The sequence below is a fragment of the Acidovorax sp. LjRoot66 genome (assembly GCF_964253305.1).
GTDB lineage: Bacteria > Pseudomonadota > Gammaproteobacteria > Burkholderiales > Burkholderiaceae_C > Acidovorax.
In genome coordinates, this window is record NZ_CAXUQU020000001.1 from 2,888,802 (window position 1) to 2,910,097 (window position 21,296).

24 protein-coding genes and 1 tRNA gene are annotated in these 21,296 nt (G+C 66.2%); 13 read left to right on the plus strand and 12 right to left on the minus strand.

Features of this window, described 5'->3' with window-relative positions:
• Window positions 1–14: 14 nt before the first annotated feature.
• Both ACSQ3Y_RS13270 and ACSQ3Y_RS13275 read right to left on the minus strand, forming a co-directional pair.
• Window positions 15–443, minus strand: a complete 429-nt coding sequence (locus ACSQ3Y_RS13270; RefSeq protein ID WP_436177594.1) for a hypothetical protein — start codon at window positions 441–443, stop codon at window positions 15–17.
• A 175-nt stretch (window positions 444–618) separates the two neighbouring features.
• Window positions 619–1,557 carry a cupin domain-containing protein gene (locus ACSQ3Y_RS13275; protein ID WP_436177595.1) on the minus strand — a complete coding sequence of 313 codons (939 nt, stop codon included), beginning with the start codon at window positions 1,555–1,557 and terminating at the stop codon, window positions 619–621.
• 104 nt (window positions 1,558–1,661) lie between these two features.
• Here ACSQ3Y_RS13275 and ACSQ3Y_RS13280 point away from each other — a divergent pair, with 104 nt between their 5' ends.
• The gene (locus tag ACSQ3Y_RS13280) at window positions 1,662–2,435 is read left to right on the plus strand and encodes an SDR family oxidoreductase (protein WP_436177596.1); all 774 of its coding nucleotides are present in this window, start codon (window positions 1,662–1,664) and stop codon (window positions 2,433–2,435) included.
• A gap of 13 nt (window positions 2,436–2,448) precedes the next feature.
• On the opposite strand, the gene ACSQ3Y_RS13285 is transcribed toward ACSQ3Y_RS13280, so the two are convergent.
• Window positions 2,449–3,087, minus strand: coding sequence for a LysE family translocator (locus ACSQ3Y_RS13285; RefSeq protein ID WP_436177597.1), 639 nt, complete (start codon window positions 3,085–3,087; stop codon window positions 2,449–2,451).
• A 1,218-nt stretch (window positions 3,088–4,305) separates the two neighbouring features.
• Between ACSQ3Y_RS13285 and ACSQ3Y_RS13290 the strand changes: the two genes are divergently transcribed.
• The 3 genes from ACSQ3Y_RS13290 (at window position 4,306) to ACSQ3Y_RS13300 (ending at window position 7,628) form a co-directional block, all read left to right on the plus strand.
• Window positions 4,306–6,066 (plus strand): RecQ family ATP-dependent DNA helicase, encoded by a 1,761-nt coding sequence (locus ACSQ3Y_RS13290; protein ID WP_436177598.1) that lies wholly within the window; start codon window positions 4,306–4,308, stop codon window positions 6,064–6,066.
• Between the two features lie 90 nt (window positions 6,067–6,156).
• Window positions 6,157–6,987: a transglutaminase-like domain-containing protein gene (locus ACSQ3Y_RS13295; protein ID WP_057206531.1), complete on the plus strand. Its 831-nt coding sequence runs from the start codon at window positions 6,157–6,159 to the stop codon at window positions 6,985–6,987.
• A 260-nt stretch (window positions 6,988–7,247) separates the two neighbouring features.
• Window positions 7,248–7,628, plus strand: a complete 381-nt coding sequence (locus ACSQ3Y_RS13300) for a response regulator (RefSeq protein ID WP_057264543.1) — start codon at window positions 7,248–7,250, stop codon at window positions 7,626–7,628.
• A 67-nt stretch (window positions 7,629–7,695) separates the two neighbouring features.
• On the opposite strand, the gene ACSQ3Y_RS13305 is transcribed toward ACSQ3Y_RS13300, so the two are convergent.
• The 3 genes from ACSQ3Y_RS13305 to ACSQ3Y_RS13315 all read right to left on the minus strand — a co-directional run bounded on the left by ACSQ3Y_RS13305 (window position 7,696) and on the right by ACSQ3Y_RS13315 (window position 10,718).
• Window positions 7,696–9,111, minus strand: coding sequence for an ankyrin repeat domain-containing protein (locus ACSQ3Y_RS13305; RefSeq protein WP_436177599.1), 1,416 nt, complete (start codon window positions 9,109–9,111; stop codon window positions 7,696–7,698).
• 184 nt (window positions 9,112–9,295) lie between these two features.
• Entirely contained in the window at window positions 9,296–9,502 is a 207-nt protein-coding gene (locus tag ACSQ3Y_RS13310; RefSeq protein WP_436177600.1) for a hypothetical protein, read from the minus strand.
• A 433-nt stretch (window positions 9,503–9,935) separates the two neighbouring features.
• A complete protein-coding gene (locus ACSQ3Y_RS13315) occupies window positions 9,936–10,718 on the minus strand; it encodes a 3-hydroxybutyrate dehydrogenase (protein WP_436177601.1) in 783 nt (260 codons plus the stop codon).
• Between the two features lie 127 nt (window positions 10,719–10,845).
• On the opposite strand from ACSQ3Y_RS13315, the gene ACSQ3Y_RS13320 reads away from it, so the two are divergent.
• The 5 genes from ACSQ3Y_RS13320 to ACSQ3Y_RS13340 all read left to right on the plus strand — a co-directional run bounded on the left by ACSQ3Y_RS13320 (window position 10,846) and on the right by ACSQ3Y_RS13340 (window position 15,126).
• Complete coding sequence (locus ACSQ3Y_RS13320) at window positions 10,846–11,820, plus strand: alpha/beta fold hydrolase (RefSeq protein ID WP_057264545.1); 975 nt, start codon at window positions 10,846–10,848, stop codon at window positions 11,818–11,820.
• Complete coding sequence (locus ACSQ3Y_RS13325; protein WP_436177602.1) at window positions 11,817–14,045, plus strand: RelA/SpoT family protein; 2,229 nt, start codon at window positions 11,817–11,819, stop codon at window positions 14,043–14,045. The genes ACSQ3Y_RS13320 and ACSQ3Y_RS13325 overlap by 4 nt, the downstream gene beginning before the upstream one ends.
• Before the next feature lie 105 nt (window positions 14,046–14,150).
• Window positions 14,151–14,227: transfer RNA gene (locus ACSQ3Y_RS13330), tRNA-Val, on the plus strand.
• Between the two features lie 211 nt (window positions 14,228–14,438).
• Window positions 14,439–14,591, plus strand: coding sequence for a hypothetical protein (locus ACSQ3Y_RS13335; protein ID WP_436177603.1), 153 nt, complete (start codon window positions 14,439–14,441; stop codon window positions 14,589–14,591).
• Between the two features lie 133 nt (window positions 14,592–14,724).
• On the plus strand, window positions 14,725–15,126 hold the full coding sequence (locus tag ACSQ3Y_RS13340; protein WP_179679573.1) for a hypothetical protein: 402 nt from the start codon (window positions 14,725–14,727) through the stop codon (window positions 15,124–15,126).
• Between the two features lie 57 nt (window positions 15,127–15,183).
• Here ACSQ3Y_RS13340 and ACSQ3Y_RS13345 read toward each other — a convergent pair whose 3' ends face one another.
• On the minus strand, window positions 15,184–15,483 hold the full coding sequence (locus ACSQ3Y_RS13345; RefSeq protein WP_436177604.1) for a hypothetical protein: 300 nt from the start codon (window positions 15,481–15,483) through the stop codon (window positions 15,184–15,186).
• A 7-nt stretch (window positions 15,484–15,490) separates the two neighbouring features.
• A complete protein-coding gene (locus ACSQ3Y_RS13350) occupies window positions 15,491–16,156 on the minus strand; it encodes an SOS response-associated peptidase (RefSeq protein ID WP_436177605.1) in 666 nt (221 codons plus the stop codon).
• A 174-nt stretch (window positions 16,157–16,330) separates the two neighbouring features.
• Between ACSQ3Y_RS13350 and ACSQ3Y_RS13355 the strand changes: the two genes are divergently transcribed.
• Both ACSQ3Y_RS13355 and ACSQ3Y_RS13360 read left to right on the plus strand, forming a co-directional pair.
• Window positions 16,331–16,726: a hypothetical protein gene (locus tag ACSQ3Y_RS13355; RefSeq protein WP_436177606.1), complete on the plus strand. Its 396-nt coding sequence runs from the start codon at window positions 16,331–16,333 to the stop codon at window positions 16,724–16,726.
• A 225-nt stretch (window positions 16,727–16,951) separates the two neighbouring features.
• A complete protein-coding gene (locus ACSQ3Y_RS13360; RefSeq protein ID WP_057264448.1) occupies window positions 16,952–17,161 on the plus strand; it encodes a hypothetical protein in 210 nt (69 codons plus the stop codon).
• A 416-nt stretch (window positions 17,162–17,577) separates the two neighbouring features.
• Here the strand turns inward: ACSQ3Y_RS13360 and ACSQ3Y_RS13365 are convergent, their stop codons facing one another.
• Window positions 17,578–17,955 carry a hypothetical protein gene (locus ACSQ3Y_RS13365; RefSeq protein WP_157421834.1) on the minus strand — a complete coding sequence of 126 codons (378 nt, stop codon included), beginning with the start codon at window positions 17,953–17,955 and terminating at the stop codon, window positions 17,578–17,580.
• A gap of 61 nt (window positions 17,956–18,016) precedes the next feature.
• Between ACSQ3Y_RS13365 and ACSQ3Y_RS13370 the strand changes: the two genes are divergently transcribed.
• The gene (locus tag ACSQ3Y_RS13370) at window positions 18,017–18,160 is read left to right on the plus strand and encodes a hypothetical protein (protein WP_157421835.1); all 144 of its coding nucleotides are present in this window, start codon (window positions 18,017–18,019) and stop codon (window positions 18,158–18,160) included.
• A gap of 210 nt (window positions 18,161–18,370) precedes the next feature.
• Here the strand turns inward: ACSQ3Y_RS13370 and ACSQ3Y_RS13375 are convergent, their stop codons facing one another.
• Window positions 18,371–19,153, minus strand: a complete 783-nt coding sequence (locus ACSQ3Y_RS13375; protein ID WP_436177607.1) for an SDR family oxidoreductase — start codon at window positions 19,151–19,153, stop codon at window positions 18,371–18,373.
• Window positions 19,150–19,476 (minus strand): nuclear transport factor 2 family protein, encoded by a 327-nt coding sequence (locus ACSQ3Y_RS13380; RefSeq protein WP_436177608.1) that lies wholly within the window; start codon window positions 19,474–19,476, stop codon window positions 19,150–19,152. The genes ACSQ3Y_RS13375 and ACSQ3Y_RS13380 overlap by 4 nt, the downstream gene beginning before the upstream one ends.
• Window positions 19,477–19,578: 102 nt before the next feature.
• Between ACSQ3Y_RS13380 and ACSQ3Y_RS13385 the strand changes: the two genes are divergently transcribed.
• On the plus strand, window positions 19,579–20,508 hold the full coding sequence (locus tag ACSQ3Y_RS13385) for a LysR family transcriptional regulator (protein ID WP_436177609.1): 930 nt from the start codon (window positions 19,579–19,581) through the stop codon (window positions 20,506–20,508).
• Window positions 20,509–20,550: 42 nt separating this feature from the next.
• Here the strand turns inward: ACSQ3Y_RS13385 and ACSQ3Y_RS13390 are convergent, their stop codons facing one another.
• Window positions 20,551–21,102, minus strand: a complete 552-nt coding sequence (locus ACSQ3Y_RS13390; protein ID WP_436177610.1) for a hypothetical protein — start codon at window positions 21,100–21,102, stop codon at window positions 20,551–20,553.
• Between the last annotated feature and the right edge of the window lie 194 nt (window positions 21,103–21,296).

The following is a 21,296-nucleotide window of genomic DNA, read 5'->3' on the forward strand; positions in this document are numbered from 1 at the left end:
TTTGTTATCCGCTCTTACTTGCTGAATGCAATCAGCGTCCACACGATCACCACCAGCTGCGCCAGATTGATCGCTATGGCCGTGACATGCGTCCTGCGAAAGCCCGGGATGGCGTGGGTGTAGTCGGCCGACGACTGGATCTGCGCGCCCAGCGCATCCATCTTGGGGATGACCTGGCGGCGCAGCACGATGGACAGCACAGCCAGCGCCGCTGCACCCGCTGCGATGCCCGGGCGGCCTGCGGCTGCAAAGCTGATCGCGGTGGCGGTGGCCGTCACCAGCGCGGCCCGGTAGTACAGGTTGAAAAAGCCGCGCACGAAGCGCGCATCGAGCGGCGTGTCGTGCTTGAGCACCAGCAGCGGGAGGGACCCCATGATGAAGTAGGCGGTGGTGACGAGCAGGGCCACCGTGAAGAACATGGCTGCGAAGAGGGCGGCGGACATGGCGGTTTTCCTCCCTGCGGCGGGGGTTGCGGCCATGCCGGCGAGGTGAGGGGCCACCGGGCCGATTGGCGGGCGATGCCATTGTAGGAGCCGCCTTGCGCCCGCACCTCAGGGAATGCGAGCATGCACGTGCGGGCCGTGGTGCCCGCTACCAAGTGCGCGCTACCAGTGCGCGTTATGGGGTGGTGCCTGCGGCGTCTTTGGCATACCGCCCCGGCGGCATGCCCACATGCCGCGTGAACGCCACGCCGAAGGTGCTGACCGAGCTGTAGCCCACCTGCTCGGCGATCTCGGCCATCGCCAGCGTGCCTTGGCGCAGCATCTGCCGGGCCAGCGCCATGCGCCAGGCCAGCAGGTATTCCATGGGGGCGATGCCCACCGCGCGGTGAAAGCGCCCGAAGAAGGCGCTGCGCGACATGGCGGCCTCTTGCGCCAGCTGGCCCATGGTCCAGGGCTGTGCGGGGCGCTCGTGCATGCGGCGCAGCGCCATTGCCAGCTTCGGGTCGGCCAGGCCGCGCACCAGCCCGGGCGCGGCCATGGTGCGGGCCGACGAGCGCAGCGCCTCGATCAGCAGCACTTCGAGCAGCCGCGCCATCACGATCTCGCGCGCGGGCCGGTCGCTGCGCGACTCGTCGCCCACCAGCTCCACCAGGGTGGCCAGGCGGCGCTCGCCGCGCACGTGCAGCCATTGCGGCAGCAGCGGCACCAGCAGGGCCGCGTCGGGCGACTCGAACACGCAGTGGCCCACCAGCATGCGCACATCCACCGCGTCATCGGGGTCGCCCACGCGGGCGCCGCCTGGCATGGGGGCAATGGGGGTGGTGACGGCCTCGCCCTCGCGCGGCGGGTCCCGGTCCAGGCTGCTGGTGGCAAAGCTGCGCGCGGCGGGTATCAGCGCAAAGTCGCCCTGGTGCAGCGTGAGGGTGTCGCTGCGCGTGGGGCCGTCCACCGTGAGGTGGCAACTGCCTTCGAGCACCACGAAGTAGAACGGACGCCCCGTCTCGCTGCGGCGCACGGCCCAGGGGGCCGATGCGATCACCAGCTTGGAGAACGGCGCCGCGGGCCGCAGCAGCGAGACGACTTCCGCCAGGGGATCGACGGCCGGGGTGCTCATGGGGGGTGGACTCTCTCGACAAAATGATGGACGCGTGAGTGTATTCAATCCAGATCGGCATTCCTACCATCCAGGCATCGTCAACCCAACGGAGCCATTGCCCCATGTCCACCACTACCACTACCGCCACCACCCCATCCACCGTGCTGATCACCGGCTGCTCGTCGGGCTTTGGCCTTGCGACCGCGCGCTTCTTCCTGGCCCAGGGCTGGCGCGTCATCGCCACCATGCGCACGCCAGTCGAAGGCCTGCTGCCCCCATCGGACCGCCTGCGCGTGCTGCCGCTCGACGTGGCCGATGCCGACAGCATCCGCCGCTGCATTGCCGAGGCCGGCCCCATCGATGCGCTGGTCAACAACGCCGGCATCGGCCTGCTGGCCCCGCTTGAAGGCATCGCCATGGCCCATGCGCGCGAGGTGTTCGAGACCAACGTGCTCGGCACCATCGCCATGACCCAGGCCGTGCTGCCGCAGATGCGCGAGCGCCGCGCGGGCGTGGTGGTCAACGTCACGTCCAGCGTCACGTTACTGCCGTTGCCCCTGCTGTCCGTCTACACCGGCAGCAAGGCGGCGGTGAACGCCTTCACCGAGTCGCTGGCGCTGGAGCTGGCCCCCTTCAACGTGCGTGCCCGCCTGGTGCTGCCCGGCCGCGCGCCCAGCACCAGTTTTGGCGACAACGCCCGCCCGCGCATGGAGGGGAGCGTGCCCGAGGCCTATGCCGATTTTCGCGACCGCGTATTTGCCGCCGTGCGCGACACGGCCACGCCGGTCACCCAGGCGCAGGATGTGGCCGAAGCGGTGTGGCGCGCAGTGACGGATGAGGCGGCGCCGATGCGCCTGCCAGCGGGGGCCGATGCGGTGGCGCTGGCGGGCGCGTGACGAAGGCCGGAGCTCAGCCCAGCTTGTGCCGCGTGTTCAGCAGACCCAGCCCCAGCGCGATGAAGGTGCCGCCCACCAAGCGGTTGAACAGCTTGGCGCGCGCCACCACGTGGCGCTTGACCAGCGAGATCAGCGCCACGTAGAAGGCGTGCGAGATCAGCGCGCAAACGGCGAAGGTCGTGGTCAGCAGCAGGTACTGCGTGAACAGCGGTTGGCCCGGCACGATGAACTGCGGGAACAGGGCCGAGAAGAACAGAATGGCTTTGGGGTTGGTGAGCGACACGCCCATGCCCTGCGCCACCAGCTGCCAGTTCTTGCGCTCGCGCCGATCCGTGGGGGCCTGGCCGGCATCGCTGCTGATCAGCGCGTCGTTGCTGCGCCAGCGCTTGACGCCGAGCCAGATCAAGTACATCGCGCCGACCACCTTCATCACCAGGAAGGCGTTGGCCGACATGCTGAGGATGGCGCCCATGCCGATCATCGCCAGGCCCGAGACCACGTAGATGCCAGCCGAGCTGCCCACCGAGCTGAAGGCTGTGCGCCGGGCGCCGACGTCCATCGAATTGGACACGGCCAGCAGCACGGCCGGGCCGGGGGTGAAGCACATCAGCAGGGAGACGCCGCAGAAGAGGAGCCAGTGGGTGAGGGTCATGGTCGGGGGGGGGGCTTTTGTCGTCGTTCGTCGGCTGCTGCGGACAGCGCCAGGGGGTATTTTCGGTGAGTTGGCGTTGGCGTGTTGCTGGGGTTTTGATTGACCCCTGCAGTTGTGGATCATGTCAACGAAGGTGGAAGAGATTCTTCGTTGCGCGACGTACCATGATTGATCTGCATCGCGTGCTGGTGTTGGGTTTTGGGTGATGGTTGCTGCATGCCTTTTTTTAGGGCGGAGGCCGGGGTGTGCGCCCGGCGGCGCAGTAACTTTCTCTTGCGTCGCCAAGAGAAAGTCACCAAAGAGAAGGCGACCCCGCTGCCCGTGTCCCCACTCGCCCGGTGGGCGAGTGGGGCAGCCTGCGATGCTCGGTCCTGGGGTGTGCCGCAGAACTCGCTGCGTTCTTCGAACTACGCTCAAACAGCTGCGGCAAGCTAGACAACGATGCGCGTGTCCTTCGGCACGCGCTCACCCCAGGCCCTGCGCTTCTCGGCACGGTCAGAAGGGGGTGGGAGCGGGCCCCACACGGGCCATTGCTTCGCTCGGCCTGTGGTCCTTCGCTGCGCTCGGCTCGCCAGGGCGATCGCGCCAGTTTTGTCGGCAGCGCGTAGCGCGTAACCGACCCCAGGCGCAGCTGCGCAGCAGCAGCCGTTTGGACCCCGCTCCCCACCCCTGCTGGCTGCGCCGAGAAGCGCAGGGTCTGGGGTGGGTGCGTGTGCCGCAGGACACACGCACTTCGTCATCTGGCTTGCCGCAGCTGTTTGAACGGAGTTTGGCCAACGGCCAAACGCAGTGAGTTCTGCGGCACCACCCCAGGCCCGAGCATCGCAGGTTGCCCCCGTTCGCCCGACAGGGCGAACGGGGGACGCAGACTGGGGGTCGCCTTCTCTTTGGTGACTTTCTCTTGGCGACGCAAGAGAAAGTTACTGCGCCGCCGGGCGCACACCCCGGCCTCCGCCCTCTGCCAAAGCATGCAGCACCAACCACCAACCACCAACCACCAACCACCAACCACCAACCACCAACCACCAACCACCAACCACCAACCACCAACCACCAACCACCAACCACCAACCACCAACCCGCCGCATCCGCAGCGCCCGAACAGCGCCTGCTGTCTTACACGCTCGTGCGCAGCATTCCGGCGCGTGGCGCAAGTCGTGCCTTCCCACAATCAGCCTCATCCAACACAGCACCTCCGCCACCCGGCAAGGGCCCGAAATGAACACCGCTACCACCACCAGCCGCAGGACCGCACGCACCCCCTCGGCCCCAGCGTCCACCCCCATCGCCACCCCCGACACCATCCAGAAAACCCTGCGCAAGGTCTTCGGCCTTAAGCGCCTGCGGCCCGGCCAACTGGACGTGGTGCAGCGCGTGCTGCAGGGCGCCAGCACCTTGGCCGTGATGCCCACCGGCGCGGGCAAGTCGCTGTGCTACCAGTTGCCGGCCCTGCTGCTGCCGGGCACCACCGTCGTGGTGTCGCCCCTGGTCGCGCTGATGAAGGACCAATGCGATGCCCTGCGCGAACTGGGCGTGGCCGTGGTGCAGGTCAACAGTGCCATCGGCAGCGATGAGCTGGCCGCGGCCCGCCAGGCCATCGAGAGCGGCAGTGCGCGCATCGTGCTGACCACGCCCGAGCAGATGGCCGACCCGGCGCTGACCGCGGCGCTGGCACGGCACACGGTGAGCCTGCTGGTGGTGGACGAGGCGCACTGCATTTCCCAGTGGGGCCATGACTTTCGGCCCGCCTTTCTGGAGATCGCGCCGGCCGTGCGCGCGCTGGGGCGGCCCACGGTGCTGGCGCTCACGGCCACGGCCAAGCCGGCGGTGATGAAGGAGATCGTGGCTCAGTTCGGCATTGCCGCCGCCAACGTGGTGCAGACCGGCGCCTACCGGCCCAACCTGCAGCTGGCGGTGGAGCAACTGGGCCGCGCTGCCGACCGGTTGCCGCGTGCGCTGCAACTGGTGGCGGCCAGCCAGGGCCCGGCCATCGTCTACACCGCCACGGTCAAGAATGCGCAAGAGCTGCATGCCAAGCTGGCCGCCGCCGGCGAAAGCGTGGGCCTGTACCACGGGCGCCTGCCTGCTGCGCAGCGAGCGCAGGCGCAGGACGACTTCATGGACGGCCGGGTGCGCGTGATGGTGGCCACCAACGCCTTCGGCCTGGGCATCGACAAGCCGGACATCCGCTTCGTGCTGCACTACCAGATGCCCGCCAGCGTGGACGCCTACTACCAGGAGGCGGGTCGCGCAGGGCGCGACGGCAATGACTCGCAGTGCACGCTGCTCTACGTGAGGCAGGACCGGGCGCTGCAGCAGTTCTTCGCCTCGGGCCGCTACCCCACGCTGGACGATGTGCAGGCCGTGCACGCCGCGCTGCTGCACACCGCGCCCGAGGGCGGCTGGACGGGCGACGCCATCGTCGACGCCGTGTCGCGCCCCAGTGCCAAGGTCAGGGTGGCGCTGAGCCTGCTGCGCAGCCACAAGGTGGTGCGGCGCGACCGGGCCGGCCGCTTTACCCTGGCCCGCGAGCTGGACGACGCGGCCCTGGAGCCCCTGCTGGCCAGCTACCGCAACCGGCGCGAGCAGGACAGCGCCACGCTGGAGGCCATGGTCGCCTATTCGCAGAGCGGCCGCTGCCGCTGGCAGGGGGTGCTGTCGGCGCTGGGTGACCACTGTGCTGCTGCCGATGGCTGTGGCCGCTGCGACAACTGCCTGCGCATCGCCGAGCTGTCGCGCCTGGTGCCGGCCGTGGCCACGCCCGAGCAGCCGATCGAGGTGCGCCCGCAGCCGGCGAGCGCCCGGCCGACCTTCACCGGCGGCGACGCCGTGCGCGCCCGGCGCTATGGCGCCGGCCAGGTGGTCGAGGCCAACGCGCATTCGGTGACGGTGGAGTTTCCGAACGGGGCGCGGCGCACCTTTTTGCCGGAGTTCGTGCGCGCGGCACGGCGGCCCGCTCCGGTGGCGCTCGCGGCGTAAGGGATCCGCCATGCGACGCGGTGCCGGATCGAGCGCTTTTTAGGGGCATTGTCGGCCGTCGCACCCGGTGACAGCCCCTAGACTCCCTGGATGAACAAAACCTTCGTCAAGCTGCACGCCACCTGCCACATGACACTGTCCGCCGACGCGGACTGTGCCGTGGTGGCGGTGCTTCGCCCAAGAAGCGGCGATGCGCAGTGGATGGTGCAGGAGCGCTACGAGCTGACGCCCGTGGTGCCGATGACGGAGTATGTGGACGACCATGGCAACCTGTGCCAGCGGCTCAAGATTCCACAGGGGCAGATGCGCATCGAGGTCGACATGATCATGATCACCGACACCGACATCGCGGTGGACGCCAGCGCCGCCGCCGTGCCGGTGGAAGCGCTGCCCTTCGAGGCGCTCAAGTACCTGCTGCAAAGCCGCTACTGCCCGTCCGACAAGATGCAGGACAAGGCGCGCGAGATCGTGGGCGATGCCTCACCGGGCTATGGCCAGGTCGAGGCCATCCGTAGCTGGGTGCACCACAACCTGGAGTACCGCTACAACGTCAGCAGCGGCACCACCGATGCGCTGGACACCCTGAACGATGGCGCCGGCGTGTGCCGCGATTTCTCGCACGTGGCCATCGGCCTGTGCCGGGCCCTGGACATCCCGGCGCGGTACGTGGTGGGCTACCTGCACGCGCTCGACCCCATGGACATGCACGCCTGGTTCGAGGCCTTTGTGGGGGACCGGTGGTATGCGTTCGACGGAACCCAGGCCCATGCAAGGGGCGGGCGCATCGTGGTAGCCTATGGCAGGGATGCGGCAGATGTCGCGTTCCTGTCGTACTACGGCCCGCTCGAAATCACGCTGATGGACGTGCGCGTTGAAGAGATTGCGATGGAGGCTCCGCTGACCTTTCCTCTGCGGGCCTGACCTCCGCTTAGAGCGGCTAACAAAACTCTTCTGGCGTCGTTGCTGCGTCTTGTCGTACTACCGTACTGCCTGCGACGCAGCGCCTAGCCAGAACCGCTTCGCTGAGTTTTGTTAGCCGCTCTTGGTAAGCCCCACGGCCCGGCAGCGCTTGCGCTCCTGACTCGGCCCTGCCGCACCCGCCACAGGGCGATGGCGGCACCTGCTACCCCAACCTGATGTATGTTCAGCGCCTCTGCCAGGCGCTGCATCCCCCATTGAAGATGCCTCTCGTCACCATTCTTGTAGAAGACAACAAACCCATTTGCGACACCCTGGTCCCGGCGCTGGAAGAAACTGCCAACGCGCAGGTGGTCGCCATTGCAAAAACGTCGACGGGCGCCGGGCAGGCGCTGGCGCGCTGGCGCGGCAAGTGGCACCTGCTGGTGGTAGACCTGCACCTGGGCCAGGGCTCGGGTCTGGACGTGCTGCAGGCCGTGGGGCCGCGCTCGTCGGACCAGCATGTGCTGGTGCTATCCAACTACGCCACACCCGAGATGCGCGAACGCTGCCTTGCCCTGGGGGCGGATGCGGTGTTCGACAAGGTCACCGAGCTGCAGGCCTTCTTCGAGCACTGCACGCAACTGCCCGAAGTGGTGGTTTGATCGCGTAGTGCAGGCGGGATGCGCGAGGCTCGGCGGTCCTTGCGGGCCCTGCGCAACGGTTTCTCGGTCAGCCTTCCCCTCGCTGCGCGGCACGCTCCTGCGCCCGCATCTGCCTGGACAGGGCCAGCACCTCCTTGAGGGGTATTCCCTCCTCCTTGGCGTGCCAGGCCACCGAATGCCCTTCGTGGTCCCGGGCCTTGGTGCTGGCGCCAGCGAGCAGCAGCCAGTGCAGGCCTTGCATGCGTGCGCTGTTCCACTCGTAGATGTAGCGCATGGCGCACATGAGCGGCGTCTTGCCTTCGGAATCCACGCTGTCCACCTGCGCTCCGCGCGAGAGCAGGAACTCGATGCCCTGGTTCGACTGCAGGGCGAAGTGCGTCATGGCGGCCGTGTGCAGCGGCGTTTCGCCGGCCTCATTGGGGCGGTCGATGTCGCAGCCATGGGCCAGCAGCAGGTCGATCATCGCGAAGCGCCGCAGGTATACCGCGTGGTCCAGCCAGTTCTCGTGGGCCGGCTCGGTGCGGCCCTCTGCCACCGCTCGTAGCAGCAGCCTCTGCAGCAACTCCGGTGTGCCGCCATCGATGCAGGTGCCCAGGGTGGATGCCTCGTCCTCTCCCTCGGCCCAGCACAGCGCCGGGGCATGGTCCAGCAGCAGGTGGGCAGCCTCGGGTTGGCCCTGCGCCAGCGCCCATTCAGTGGCCGAGTAGCCCTCGGCCACCAGGGCGTGCTCCACCACGTAGCGGTAGAGCGCCCGTTGGGACCAGAGGTCCCCGGGCTCTTGGATCGCATCTTCCATCGCCGCAAGTTCCTGCAGCGCGGGTGTCAGGTGCACGGTGGCATTCACGTCCGCGCCGGCCGCCAGCAACTGCCGCATCGCGTCCACTTGCCCGCCCAGCAGCGCGTTCACCAGCGGGGTGTTGCCGCCGGCGTCCGGCTGGTTCACCAGGGGGCCGTGCAGGGCCAGCAATGCGGCCAGCGCGTGGGGTGCACCCCGCAACGCGGCCAGGCAAAGTGCCTCGCCAGGTGTGGCCGCACCTGAGGACAGCAGGGCCTGCAATCGCGCCACGTCGTCGTCCCACAGTGCTGCCACCAGGGGCTCGCCACGCCGCCCGGCCAGCGCGTGCATGCAGGGCGTCACGGCTGTGCCATCCACCAGGTGCACGATGCCTGTGGGGTGCGCGGATTCCAGTGTCTTGCGCATAAGCTTGGCCCGGCGGGCGCCCAGCGCGGCCAGGCCTGCGCCCATCGTGCGCCACACCCTGTGTTCATAGGCGTGCAGGACCAGGTCGCTCATGACCCGCAGGCCCTGCGCGTCGGCCGGGCCGCTTTCCACATAGGTCCACTCGTCGTCTTCGGCCTCGGGGCAGTGGCGGTGCAGGTGCTCCATCAGCTCCTGGGGCCTGTCGTTCAGCAGGGCGGCAAAGGCGCTGGCCTGTGTCGGGTCATCAAAGAGGCAGTCGAATTGGAGCGGGAGTTCCATCATGGGCGTACGGGCCTGGTGGGGTGCAAAAAAAGCTGGAGGGTGGGTGGATGGCAACCAGGGCGGGCAAGGCATGTGCCCGCGCCCGCCTCCGTAACCAGCGCGATTCCAGGTTACCGGGCGGCAGCGTTCTGTTTGGCCTGTGCCCACCAGGCGTCGAATGGCGCGGGCAGGGGCAGCCGCATCTTCACTTCCGACTTGCTGTGCCTGATGCGCAGCCGCGTTCGTAGCCGGGCCATTCTTGCGTGTGGGCCGCGGCGCCCCGGGGGAACAAGGCCTGCAGGTGCAGGCAGGCCTCAGGGTACTGGTCGTCTTGCGGCGCCAGCGGCTGCCGGGCTGCGGCCAGGGCGGCAGTGTCGATGCCCAGGCCATGGGCGTGCGATAGCTCTTGCAACGCACGGAGCAGGTCTTGCGTGCGCTGCGCATCCAGGCGCTGGGGAGGGGCTGTCTTCTTTGGCAGTCGTCACGGTCATCGGTCCATGGAAGGGGTGGGGCGGTCCATGGACGATGATAGACAGGGCGCGTGGAGCGTCGGTGGACAATGTGTCCAGTCGGCCCTGTGGCTCTGCGGCTGCGGCACCGTCCAAGACATGACGCCAAGTAACGGAGTGCATCGTTCAACGCTAACCCGGCAGCCGCGATAGAAGTACCTGGGCGGCACACTGGAGTGGGAGCAACAGCAGCCACCGCACTTCACACTGCTGCTCGTCTGAGCTCTCGGCAAGCAGTCGAACGAGACGGTCTCCTGCATGCTTTGCCGCGCCCTGGCGGCGTACACAGCTCTATGTGCCGGGGGCGGGGCGGTGCCGAGGGTAGGGCAGGCCCCCTTACTGCGCCGCCCAACCCCCATCCATGTTCCACGCCACGCCGCGCACATTGTTGGCGGCGGCAGAGCAGAAGAACACGGCCAGTTCGCCCAGCTCTTCAGGCGTGGTGAACTGCATCGAGGGCTCTTTTTCGCCCAGCAGCAGCTTCTTGGCGTCTTCGTTCGACAGGCCGTGTTCGGCGGCCTTGGCGTCCACCTGTTTTTGCACCAGGGGGGTCAGCACCCAGCCGGGGCAGATGGCGTTGCAGGTGACGCCGGTGGTGGCGTTCTCCAGCGCGGTCACCTTGGTCAGGCCGACGATGCCGTGCTTGGCGGCCACGTAGGCGGATTTTTGCGCCGAGCCGACCAGGCCGTGGACGGACGCCAGGTTGATGATGCGGCCCCAGTTGGCGGCCTTCATGGCGGGCAGGGCCAGGCGCGATGCGTGGAAGGCGCTGCTCAGGTTGATGGCGATGATGGCGTCCCACTTCTCGACGGGGAAGTCCTCCACATTGGCCACGTGCTGGATGCCGGCGTTATTGACCAGGATGTCCACACGGCCGAACTGGCTGGCGGCGTACTTCATCATGTCTTCGATGTCGGCCACGCGGCTCATGTCGGCGCCGTGGTAGGCCACCTGGGCGCCGGCTGCCTTGCCGGCGGCCAGCACTTCGGCGCGGGGGGTGTCCACATCACCGAAACCGTTCAGGACGATATTGGCGCCCTGGCTGGCGAGGGCTTTTGCAATACCGAGGCCGATGCCGCTGGTGGAGCCAGTGACGAGGGCCGTTTTGCCTTTGAGCATGTGAGTCACTCCGAATGAAAGGTGAAGATGAATATGAATTACGATGAAGGCAACGCCTTGCCAGGGCTCCTGGCGGGCGCCGATTGAACGCAGGCATTATCAAGTGCCGCTACCGGATTTCGCACCCATGATAGAACCTACGCTGAACTACGTACTGTGCCCCGGCCCCGGGGCCACAGCGGTGCCCGCCGGCCAAGACCCTGCTGCCGCCCGGCCCGTCACCGGTCCGCAGCACCGCATGGCGTATTGGGAGTGGAATGCCACGGGCAACCCGGCCCACCCGCACGTCATCGTGTGCGTGCACGGCCTGTCGCGCCAGGGGCGCGATTTCGACGTGCTGGCGCGCGAGCTGAGCCAGCACGCCCGCGTCATCTGCCCCGACGTGGTGGGCCGAGGCCAGAGCGACTGGCTGGCCGACCCCATGGGCTACCAGATCCCCCAGTACGGCGCCGACATGCTGGCCCTGCTGGCGCAGTTGCACCAGCAGGCGCCCATCACCACGCTCGACTGGGTGGGCACCAGCATGGGCGGGCTGATCGGCATGGGCGTCATCGGCCAGCCGGGGCTGCCGCTGCCCGTGCCGGTGCGCCGCCTGGTGCTCAACGACGTGGGCCCGGTGATCCAGTGGCTGGCGATCCAGCGCATCGGCCAGTACCTCGGGTTTGCCGCCCGGTTCGAATCGCTGCAGCAGGCGGCCGATGCCACCTGGGCCGTCTCCACCAGCTTTGGGCCGCACACGCCGGCCCAGTGGCTGGAGCTGTCGCGCGCCATGGTGCGCAGCCTGCCCGAGGGCGGGCTTACCTTGCACTACGACCCCGCCATCGCCGTGCCGTTTCGGGCCATGACGCAAGAGGCCGCCGCTGCGGGCGAGGCATTCTTGTGGCAGCTGTACGACCAGATCACGGCGCGCACGCTGCTGCTGCGCGGCGCGGATTCGGACCTGCTGTCGCATGAGACCGCGCAGGCCATGGCCGAGCGCGGCCCGCGCGCACAGCTGGTGGAGTTTGCGGGCGTGGGCCATGCGCCCACCCTGGTCGCGGCCGACCAGGTGGCCGCCGTGGCGGGCTTCCTGTTGGCGGGAGAGGGTGCCGCCACCGCATGAAGACGCTTGCCCCGCCCCCCGGCCCGCCGCTGAACACGGCCGAGGCCGTGCCCCAGCTGATCGCGGCCACCGCCCACACGCTGCCCGAACAGCTCAATGCACTGGTGCGCGCACGCGCCTTTGCCGAGCCGTTGATCGCCAGCGAAGCGCTCGATTCTGGCGAGAACACGCTGGCCCACGCCGATGCCGTGGCCGCCATCCTCAAGACCATCGGCGGGTCTGAAGCCATGCAGGCCGCCAGCTACCTCGTGTACTCGTGCGTGCACCTGAACAAGCCCGAGGAAGTGATCACCAAGGCCTTTGGCGCCAACTTTGCCGCGCTGGCGGTAGAGACCACCAAGCTCGTGCGCGTGCAGCAGCAGGCGCGCGGCGCCCAGGCGCTGGACGACCCGGCCCTGCAGACCGAGAACGTGCGCAAGATGCTGCTGGCCTTCTCGCGCGACCTGCGCGTGGTCATGCTGCGCCTGGCCTCGCGGCTGCAGACGCTGCGCTTTCACGCGGCCACCAAGCTGCCCATGTCGCCCAGCCTGGCGCGCGAGTCGCTGCAGGTGTTTGCCCAGTTGGCCAACCGCCTGGGCATCTGGCAGGTGAAGTGGGAGCTGGAGGATTTGTCCTTCCGCTTTCTGGAGCCCGACACCTACAAGGAGGTGGCGCGCCTGCTCGATGAGAAGCGCGGCGAGCGCGAGGTGTACATGGAGCAGTTGCGCGCCCGGCTCGAATCGGACCTGCGTGCGCGCAGCATCAGCGCCAGCGTGCAGGGCCGGCCCAAGCACATCTACAGCATCGTCAAGAAGATGCGCGGCAAGTCGCTCAACTTCGACCAGGTGTACGACATCCGCGCGCTGCGCGTGGTGGTGCCCACGGTGAAGGATTGCTACGCCGCCCTGAGCTGGGTGCACCAGCGCTTTGCGCCCATCGTCGAAGAGTTCGACGACTACATCGCCAAGCCCAAGGCCAACGGCTATCAGTCGCTGCACACCATCGTGCGCGACGACCTCAACGGCAAGCCCATCGAGATCCAGATCCGCACCCAGGCCATGCACGAGCATGCCGAGCACGGCGTGGCCGCGCACTGGGCCTACAAGGAGGCGGGCACCAAGGGCTATGCGGGCGTGGCCGCCACGGGCGAATACGACGCCAAGATCGCCGTGCTGCGCCAGCTGCTGGCGTGGGAGCGCGACCTGGCCGGCCATGCGCAAAAGAGCAACGGCCTGTTCGAGGACCGCATCTACGTGCTGACCCCCGAGGCCGCCGTGGTCGACCTGCCCCAGGGCGCCACCCCGGTGGACTTTGCCTACACCGTGCACACCAGCCTGGGCCACCGCTGCCGCGGCGCCAAGGTCGACGGCGTGATGGTGCCGCTGAACACCGCGCTGCAGAACGGCCAGACGGTGGAGATCGTCACCGTGAAAGAGGGTCGCCCCTCGCGCGACTGGCTCAACGCCGAACTCGGCTACCTCACCAGCAACCGCGCCAAGGCCAAGGTGCGCGCCTGGTTCAACGCCCAGGCCACGCATGAAACCGTGGCCCGCGGCCGCGAGGCCGTGGAGCGCCTGCTGCAGCGCGAGGGCAAAACCGCTGTGAAGCTCGACGACCTGGCCGTGCAGCTGGGCTTCAAGTCGGCCGAGGCCTTGTTCGAGGTGGTGGGCAAGGACGAGTTCTCGCTGCGCAACATAGAGACCGTGCTGCGCCCGGCCGAGCCCCCGCAGAACGACGACGACTACCTGCTGCTGAAAAAGCCGCGCGGCAACGAATCATCCAGCCCCAAGGGCGGTGTGCTGGTGGTGGGCATCGACTCGCTCATGACTCAACTGGCCAAGTGCTGCAAGCCTGCGCCGCCGGACGACATACGCGGCTTTGTCACGCGCGGCAAGGGCGTGAGCGTGCACCGCGCCGACTGCAGCAACTTCCGCGAAATGGCCGCCAAGAACGGCGAGCGCGTGATCGACGTGGACTGGGGCCTGCCCAAGGCCAGGGCCACGGACAAGCCCGCCGTCTACCCCGTGGACGTGGCCGTGGAAGCCGCCGACCGCCAGGGCCTGCTGCGCGATATCTCCGAAGTATTTGCGCGCGAGAAGACCAACGTCATCGGCGTGCAGACCCAGTCGGTCAAGGGCACGGCGTGGATGACTTTCACCGTGGAGGTGGCGGACTCGGGGCGCTTGAACAAGGTGCTGGGGATAGTGGCCGGGGTGCAAGGGGTGCGCTCGGCTCGGCGCAGGTGAGGCCGTGGTGCAGGGCGCCCGGAGGATGTTTGGCAATTTTTTGCTGAGACTTTCCAGGACGGCCATTTTTTGTGGCTATAATCGTGGTCTTGAACAGAACAACACAGGCGCGTAGCTCAGCTGGTTAGAGCACCACCTTGACATGGTGGGGGTCGTTGGTTCGAGTCCAATCGCGCCTACCAAGGTTCCTTCTGAAGAGACCAGCTTCAGAGATTGACGGGATCTTGAAGAAGACTGCAAACAAGCAGTCTTGGAAAAAGCAAACAGCCACCTTCGGGTGGCTTTTTTGTTTTCGGCGCTGCTTCCAGCTCGGTGCGCTCGCTGTTGTGGCGGGTTCTTCCAGCCAACTCGGCCGTGCGTTCGGACAGGATCTAGGCGTTCTATCGGCCCGCCATGCCCACCGAGCTGCTTCTGCCCGGCAGCTCGCCATGGGTGCTGCTGCGTGGAGCCCTGTCTGAAGTCGACCGGCGCGAGGCAAACGCGGTGCAGCTGCTGCGCGCGGCGCTCCTGGTCTGTCTATCGCCCATAGATGTGCAAACAAATTGATACACCACCGTGTACCATTGGTACCGAAGGCCCATGATTCGCGCCGTCGTAAGTGGGGCCCGCGGCGCCGCAATTGAGGCCGCACCGAAATTTGGCGATGCGCAGCGCCCCGACTGCGTAGGAGGAGGAAACCATGCTGAAGAAAATCGCGACCCTGGCCGTCGCCCTTTGCGCCGCAGGAGCTGCCCAGGCCGATGTGGGTCCACTCTACATTTCGTACCCCGGCTATTGCAATATCAAGCAGATATACCTGAATCCCGCAAATGATGTTTACGGCAAAGAAATCGGCTGTTCTGGTTCATTGAACTCACCGTTCTTCGGCACTTTCGATGGCGCATCAGGCAACATTTATGTATCGACCGTCGATGCTGGGGTTTGCCTCACAGCGTATCGATCTGACGGATTTATTAAAGGTGGCTGCACCAACGGGGTGACTTACGTCTATGGCAACCCTATCCCTTGGGTCGTAACGACATCCCTCCCACGCAAAAAACGGGGGCCAGGGGATGCCGAACTGCCCAGCATCGGCCACTGACAAATACGTGCTGTCCAAAAGCCCGCCTCGTGCGGGCTTTTTCTTGCCCCTTGTCCGCTAGTGAGGCAGCGGCGCCTGCCTGTCCACGATGATAAGCCGCACACCCGGGCCGCCAAGGTCCTGCACTACGGCGCATGCCTCCAGCCATGTGATGGCGGCCTTCCCCACGCCAGCGAAGAAGTTATGGACACCACCTGGAGCGACTTCCCTGAATGGCTTGGTGCCAATGGCGGCGCATTCCTCAACCGTCACGCCGTAGTGTTCAAGAACCGCTTCGGCAGCCGCGATGGCGCGCATGCGCACGTCCTCAAGCAGCAGGCCCGCGGGGTCATCGATTGCGAAGATCTGTTCGGCCATGGCGGGCTCACTGCTCGGCGGGTCCGGCCGCGAATACTTCCACGGGCGCCAACCGCAGCAGGCCCTGTGCCTGCTCCATCGTTCCGGCCAGCCACGCATCCACGTCGCTGGCCTCAATGGGGATCACGCTACGCTTGTCCTGCTCGGCTGGGCCCACCTTCGGGTCGGGTTTGTGCATGCGGGACATCAGCGGGTGCGCGTCGGCGTTCAGGGTGAGCATGGTGTAGCTCTCGTGCACCTCGCCCGTGCCCTTGTCGGTCCAGGTGCTCCACAGGCCTGCCAAGCCCCAGGGGTGGCCGTCTGAGCGAGCGAAGCGCCACCACACGTTCTTGCCGCTCTCCCAGTTGGGTTCATCGAAGTTGGCGGCGGGGATGATGCAGCGCTGCCCGCGTGCCCATGGCAGCTTGTAGCTGGCCTTGTCCGCCAGTTCCTCGCTGCGTGCGTTGTTGGTCGGGTACTTCAGCTTGGGCTCCTTGGCGAACCAGGGGATCAGGCCCCACTGGCCAACCACCAGCTCGCGCGAATACCCGGCATCGTCGCGCGCTCGGCGGATGAATGCTCCCTGGCCGCGCGGGAACAGCACCTTGTCGAACAGCTTGGGCTGGTTGCGGGCGCCAATATTCCACTCGCGCTCGGTATCGAGTTCCTCTGCAGACACATACCTGTTGCACATCTCGGCTCCAGATGGTTGACAGGAACTGCGGGGAATTCCGCACTCCTGAAAGGGGAGCGCCCATCGTAGGCCCCTGCTCGCGGCGCGCCAGTAGGAGACAACCTAAGGTGCGAATACTACTCCCAAACTGGGAAAACACTGTAAATTCGTACAGTGCTTTTGTATGTTTTCAGGATGAGATCCGGCGGTCACCGCATTGCAGGCTCCGATCCGGCGCTACGCCAAGCCGTGCATGGCTGGCTGCTTTACAAGCGCACTCCTGCCGATGACTATGGCCCGCGCTGGGAGGCGCATCTGCTCGACAGGCCAAACGGCAAAGCGCTGATGTTGCCATTGTTCCGGGCGCGCTTTGCGCGGGTGGATGGCGTTCTTCATATCGTGGGTACAGAGGAGGGCGGTCGCACCAACACGAAGGCAAGGCCCAGCCTCTGGAAGCAGTCATGGCTGGCTGCGCAAGATCCGGCGGATGCGCTGCCCTTCCTCGACAAGGTGAGCCTCTCTAGCGCCACAGGTTTCAGCCCCGAAGCAGACCACCTCGACGACGACCCCTATGCCCCCCTCTATCTGTGAGCCCTTGCCGGCTCTGCTGCGCATGCCGCCCTTGCCCCGCGCTAAGCCGCGCGGGCGGATCTGGTGGCCGCTTGAGCAAGCGCTGCCGCTGCCAGTGGACAGCTACGAAATCGAGGCCGGGGAATTCATCTGGCGTGTTCGAGAAATCTCCACGAGATGCACTGTGTATTTGGGGCCGGGCCCGGTGCATCTCGTCCAGTCAACCGCCCCGTTTTGAGATGCCTCATGTCCAATCTTTTTCAACCGCCTGCCGTCCTGCGCACGCCCACCTGGTATGGTGGCCCGCCTGACGAATCGCCGCTGGTGTTCTCGGCCGAGGCCTATCAGGCGGAGCACTTGGGCGGCCGATCCAAGGTGCGGATCATTGCTTCGGGCGCGCTGATCTATGACGGGATTGGGCCCGTGGAAATCGCGCCCTCGGACGTACCGTTCTGATGTGGACCGAACCTGATAAGGGCTGCCTTGCCCTGTTGCTCGGCGATGAGGTAGCAGCGGGCAATATCAGCCTGCCCAGTCCTGGGGGTGCGGTCGACCCCGTCATGGTCGTGGAAGTGGACAGCCAGCGCTGCGGGCCAGTGCGGATTGAGTACCACCTCAAGATCCACAAGCACGGGAAGACGCGACATCGCTACTGGTTGGCGGTGCGTGCTTGGCAAGTCGGTAGCGCGGCGCCTGACTTTCCCTAGCCATGCTTCTATCTCTGCACATTGTGAAGGTAGAACCTGGGCACTATCGGGCCCACGTCATGAACGGATGGGAAGAGCGGGGCACCCTCGACACCATCAGCATGAGCGCCGCCATCCGTTAGGCCGCCCATGCGCCCTCGTTGGTCGACGGGATCTTCCCGGGAACTACAGCTTCGTGGCGGTCCATGGAAAAACAATGAATCCCTCGTCCCAAAAACCGGATCCGCTTCCGTCCTTGAGCCTGCCTTGTAGGGAGCGGCTACCCGGGTTTTTTGAGGGGGTCAGCTTGCCGGAACTGTCGATCTGACCCGAGACCTCGACCGGGTTGTTCCGCGTATCGTTGTACCGGCAAAAGCCGATGAACACGCCGGTGTTTGGCAGATCGGAAGCTGGGCTGATCTCGATGGTGCAAGGTGGATACAGTCCGCCTACCAGCTCCCACCGGCCCACAAAGGGGCCGATGGTATGGTCTTCGGTGGCGTCACCGCCGCCGCAGCCGTACAGAGCGAATGGTAGTAGGAGGAGGTAGGCAAGTGTTCGCATCGACCAAATGTACTGCGATGCTTTCACTACAAGAAGGCATCTTGCGCAACAGGAGCTCACCATGGTCACCGACCCCAAAGACCACCCCCTGCACCAAGTGCCTGACAACCTGCCCCGGCCGCCGGGCGACCTGCCGCCCAGCACGGAGCAGCCAGCCCGCCCCAACGAGCCGTTGGGCCCGAGCGCGCCAGACACTGCGCCTTGACTGGACGCTCGCGCCGCTATCATTGCATGGCTAGGCAGCGTCCGTGCCAGGCCTTCACGCACAGCCGATTTCTCGGTTTCAGAGGACTAGCGTACTTCCGACCCGATCTGCGTCGACCTCCGCTGTTGTTGGTCAAGAAAGCCCCAATCAGCCTCGACTGGGGCCCCCCTTTCGAACGACTTGCCGGCCGACCAAGTCGAGGGTTCCAAACTAAACCGTAGGAACCGTCCCGCCATCGATCACATGCTCTGAACCCGCCACCGACGCAGCGCGCGGCGACACCAGGAAGGTGATCAGGTCCGCAACCTCCTGCGGCCTGGCGGGCCGGCCGACGGGGATTCCGCCGAGCCAGTCCATCACCATCTTCTTGCCGCCCTCGTAGTCGGTGCCCGCCTGGGCTGCCATTCGCTCGGCGAACACCACCGAAGCCTCGGTCTCGATCCAGCCTGGCGAGACGCGCAGAACCCGAACGCCCTTGGGCGTGACCTCCTTCGACAAGGATTTGCTGTAGGTCGAAAGGGCCCCTTTGGCCGCGGCGTAGGCGGTGGTCGACTCCGGTAATGGAAGCACACGCTGGATCGAGGTCACGTGCAGGATGACGCCTGCGCCCTGTGCCAGCATGGCGGGCAGCAGTGCCCGGTCAAGACGAACCGCAGACATGAGGTTCAGGTTGAGCTCACTGAACCACATTGCGTCATCGAGGGCTGCGAAGCCACCCGCTGGCGCGTTGGAGCCGCCGAGGGAATTGATCACGATGTCCACGCCGCCCCAGCGTTCGGTGACTGCGCGCGCAAGCTGTGCCACGCCCTCTGCAGTGGTCAAGTCGGTCTGGACATACGCCACACCCTCCAGCGGATTGTCGGGAGCGGAGCGCGCAGTGGTCATCACCTGCACGCCCGCATCCCGCAGGCTCTGGACGAGGGCCGCGCCCAAACCCTTGGTGCCGCCCGTGACCACGGCACGCTTGCCTTGAAGTTGGAGGTCGAAGCTCATGCCTTGATCTCCAGCGATGCGATCAGGCCGCGTTCAAGGCGAAAGCGGTAGGACAGGGCGATAGGGCTGCCTGGAAAGTTGCCCGTCACCTTGGCGCGGATGACCTGCAAGCCGTCCTCACGCTCCAACGCGAACGGCACGGTGGTAGCGCTGTACTTGGCAGATGCCTCGGCCATGAAAGCCTTGATGGCATCGACGCCCGTGTACGTGTGGCCATCGTCCTTCATGACGGCCTGCGCCGTGAAGCAACGCGCCAGGGCCTCGGGGTTGTGTTCGGCCGCAAAGTACGCGGCGATGGGTTCGGGAAGGGTCAAGGCGTTCATGTCGATGGCTCCAGGGGGTTGATGAAGACCTGAGGATGCGCGCCGGGGTCCATTTAGGGAATATCCTAGAATCCGAATGGGCTGTGTAGAAAGGAATACATAATGCGCGGGTTCGAATTTGCCGAGCTGAAAGCCTTCGCTGCCGTGGTCGAACGCAAGAGCTTTGCCCGGGCGGCCGAGCATCTGGGCCTGTCGCCTTCTGCGCTCAGCCAGACCATCCGACAGCTCGAAGCCCGGATTGGCACGCGCCTTCTCAATCGCACCACACGCAGTGTTGCGCCGTCGGCCAGTGGCGAGCAGCTCTATGGGCGCATCGCCCCGCTGTTCCGGGAAATGGATGCTGCAGTGGCAGAAGCCAGTGAAGCCGCAGGACAGACCACGGGCACGCTGCGCATCAACACGCTGGGGATTGCCGCGAGAACCATCATTGCGCCCAGGCTCTCACGCTTTCATCAGGCGTACCCTGATGTGGTGCTCGACATCGTGGTCGACGACGCGCTGGCCGATATCGTCGTGGGCCGCTTCGACGCGGGCATCCGCGTGGGTGGGCGGGTTGAGAAGGACATGATTGCCGTACGCCTCACACCCGACCTGGACATGGTTGCCGTGGCGTCCCCCGGCTACCTTGCGGCCCGGGGCACACCCAGAACACCCGCCGATCTGCACAGCCACGCCTGCATCAACTGGCGGCTGCAGATGTACGGCAGGCACTACCACTGGGAGTTCGAGAAAAAGGGGCAACGACTTGATGTCGCGGTGGACGGCCCCGTCGTCACCAATCACGCCGACATTGGCGTTGCTGCTGCGCTCAATGGGCTCGGCATTGCCTACCACTTCGAGCGAGACGGCGTGGGTGAGCTCCTGGCGCAGGGCAGGTTGATCCAGGTGCTGGCGGACTGGTCGATCTCGCGCCCGGGGCTGTTCCTGTATTACCCGAACAGGCAACATCGACCCGCCCTTCTCAGTGCTTTCATCGACTGCCTGCTGGACAAGGACCTGGAAGCGGCCCCGCGCAGGCCGCAGATCGCCTGATGACGCTGTTGGCCTTTGCAAAAACATCTGACCGGTGCGCGCTCACACGGGCAAGGTGTCCAGCATGCTGCGGTTGACCCGCAGGTGCTCCTCGATCTGGGTGATTCGGGCGTCAATGGCTGCCGTGGCTTCGCGGCCGTTGTCCACGGGCAGCCAGGCTCTTGTGTAGACCCAGATCGGAGCGGCAATCAAGGCCGCCAGCCAGGCGTATGCCAGGACGGTCCCCATCACTCCATCAATGTCAGGGATGGTGAGCAGACCGAGAACGAAAACCACGCCGAAGGTGATCTGCGCGTAAGTGCGGCGGGCCCGCTTGGCGCTTTCCAGCTTCGCCTTGGCAGCCAGGAGGATGCCAGCCCTGGCCAGCTCTGCCTCGGTGAGCTCCTTGGTCAGGCGCGGTATGGCCAGTTCTGCTGCGGTACGGGCCGTTGCGCGCTGCACGGCCTTCAGGTCGGTCTCGGCTTTTGGTGCCGGGATGGCGACGCCAGAGCGCTCGATGATCTGCGCGGTCCCGCAGTAGTCGCACGTAAAGTACCCGAGGTCCCCCTCGACCTCCAGGGGGGCCGTACAGCTTGCGCAGGACAGTTTCAGCAAACGCACGCAGGTCTCCTATTCTTCAGTCCGTCAGGGGCCCAATCCCATGGCGGTGACTGAATGAATGTAATCGGACTTGGTGATCTTTGAGAGGTGGTCGCGTCACCCAAACCGGTGACCACGGTGCCCACCGGACCGCTCTGGAACATCGATAAACAACAGCAAACGCGCCTCCATCGCCACGGGGCTGGATA